The organism is Acidovorax sp. KPB24-07 (assembly GCF_057543315.1).
Map to the genome: position 1 here is coordinate 1 of NZ_BAAJYS010000455.1, position 2,472 is coordinate 2,472.

At 70.8% G+C, this 2,472-nt stretch carries 2 protein-coding genes and 1 riboswitch; both genes read right to left on the bottom strand.

Going from position 1 to position 2,472, the window contains the following annotated elements; genetic code table 11:
* Positions 1-877 (bottom strand): sirohydrochlorin chelatase (locus tag AC27IQ_RS22485; protein ID WP_487090858.1); only part of this gene is annotated, 877 nt, incomplete at its 3' end.
* On the bottom strand, positions 874-1,695 hold the full coding sequence (cobM, locus tag AC27IQ_RS22490) for a precorrin-4 C(11)-methyltransferase (protein ID WP_487090859.1): 822 nt from the start codon (positions 1,693-1,695) through the stop codon (positions 874-876). The genes cobM and AC27IQ_RS22485, both read right to left, overlap by 4 nt.
* A 132-nt stretch (positions 1,696-1,827) precedes the next feature.
* Positions 1,828-2,060: riboswitch (cobalamin riboswitch) on the bottom strand.
* Between the last annotated feature and the right edge of the window lie 412 nt (positions 2,061-2,472).

Consider the following 2,472-nt stretch of genomic DNA (forward strand, 5'->3'; position numbering starts at 1 on the left):
CGCCTCGGGGGTCGGGCGCGGGCGCCGCCGCCGGGGCGTGCGTGTGCTCGTGGCTGTGGCCGTGCCCCAGGTCGTGCGCGATCTCGCGGTACTTGCAGCCGTCGCAGGGCAGCAGGCTGCCCGGGGTGCCCTCCAGCAGGTCGGCCACGCGGCCCTCCAGCAACTCGAAGATCTCGCGCTCCAGGCCGAAGTGCGGCGACTGCGCGAAGCGCACCTGCGGGTACTGCGCGCGCAGGTGCGCCACCTGCCGGCCGATGCGCTGCATCAGCGTGCCGGTGTACAGGTAGTACGGCAGCACCACGATCTGCTTCATGCCCAGCAGCACCTGGCGCTGCACCACGCGCTCCAGGCGCGGCCAGGTGATGCCGGTGAAGGCGATCTCGACCAGCTCATGGTGGCCGTCTTCCTGCAGCCAGCGCGCCATCTTGGCGACGTCGCCGTTGGCCTGCCGGTCGGACGATCCCCGGCCCAGCAGCACCACGCCGGTGGTGGTGGGGTCGGGCATGTCCAGCGCGTTCATGCACTGGCGCAGCTGGCGCTGCAGGATGGCCAAGATGGGCTCGCACGCCGTGAGGTGCGGGCCGTAGAGAAACGCCACGCCGGGGCAGTGCGCGCGCGCATGCTCGATGGCCTCGGGAATCTCCATCTTCACGTGGCCCGCCGCGTTGAGGATGAGCGGCAGCACCAGCACGCGCTGGCTGCCCTGCGCGGCCTGCAGCAGGCCGTCGTGCAGGCCGGGCGGCGCGAACTCGATGAAGCACACCTCGATGCGCCAGGCCGGCTGGCGCGCGCGCCATTGCGCCACGAAGGCGTGGATCTCGTCGTTGCCCTCGGGCTCGCGCGAGCCATGGCCGATCAGCAGGATGGTGGTGTTCATGGGGCACGTTCCAGAGGGGGTTGGGTGGGGCGGGCGGGCTCGCTCGCCCGGCGAAAGCGGTGCGTGAAGGTGGGGTCGTACAGCTTGGACTTGGCCAGCTCCGTCCACTGGCGGGCGCCCAGCGTGGGGCTGGCGATCACCATGGCCTGGCTCACCACCTGGGCCTCGCGGCAGCGGTCGCGGATGTCGGCGAGCGTGCCGCGCACGATCAGCTCCTCGCCCGGCCAGCTCGCCTTGTGCACCACGAGCACGGGCGCGTCCTCGGCCCAGCCGGCCTCGCGCAGCCCGGCCTGCACCTTGTGCAGCAGCGTGATCGACAGAAAGATGCACAGCGTGCAGTGGTGGCGGCCCAGCTCGGCCAGCGACTCGCCCGGCGGCATGGGCGTGCGGCCCTCCACGCGGGTGAAGATCACGCTCTGCGTGACCTCGGGCAGGGTGAAGCTCTCCACCGCCGCCGCGGCCGAGGCCATGGCCGAGGACACCCCCGGCACCACGCGCAGCGGCACGCCCGCGGCGTCCAGCGGCTGCACCACCTCGATCAGCGCGCCGTACAGGGCCGGATCGCCCGTCTGCAGGCGGATCACGGTGTCGTGCTTTTGCGCCTGCAGGATGAGCCACGCGGCCATCTGCGGCAGCGTCATGTCCTTGCTGTCGGCGATGGTGCAGCCGGGCGGCGCCCAGCGCGTGGCCGCCTCGTTGACGAGCGAGCCCGCGAACAGGATGGCGCCAGCGCGCTCGATCAGCGCACGGCCCTTGACCGTGATCAGCTCGGGATCGCCCGGCCCGGCGCCGACGAACCAGACGGTGCCCGGCGTCATGGCCGCGGGGCTGGCGCACGCGCCAGCACAGAGAAGATTTGCATGGGGACCACAGGAATGCATTCGCCCGGACCCCTGCCTCCCCGCAGGTTCCGTGAAATGGGCCGCGCGCTCCAAGGCCTGTGCCTTGGGGCGCGCGGCCCCCTGTCGGCCGGTCTCCGGGCTGGCGAAAACCCGTGGACCCTTCCCAGATGCCGAGGCATCCAGTGGGCACGATTCCACGGGGTGAAGGCGAGGCCTTCTTTCGCTTACCGTTGCGGGGGCAGCCCAGGTTGGGGCGCGGTCCGTCGGACGCGCCCTCCCTGGTTCCCGTTTAACTGCGCGGTCGCAATGACCGCGCGAGCACCAACGGGCGGGAGTATAGATCGATTGCAAGCCTTTCAGGCCTCACGCCCTAGTGAAACATGCCTTGGCAGCTATTATTTCAATAGCAAACATGACAGGCCAGGCAAGGATTCCAAGGAGCTGTGACCACAGGTAACGCCTTGCACACGGCACCCTGGGCCAGCACCGCCACCCCAGAACGATTCAGAAGGCTTCAGGCGCTGCGGCGGCCCGGGGCCCGCGCTTTCTCCAAGAATGGAGCCGCCCCCCGCCCGGGGGGCGCGACACACCGATCCATCGAACAAGAGAGGGAGATTTCCATGCGACGACCCCCTTGCGCCCGACGCGCCCTGCTGGCGTGGGCGGCCCCTGCCCTGCTGTGCCTGGGCGCCCCGAACATGGCCGCGGCCGCCACGGCACCGGCCTGCGCGAACGGCACCACCGTCACCATCG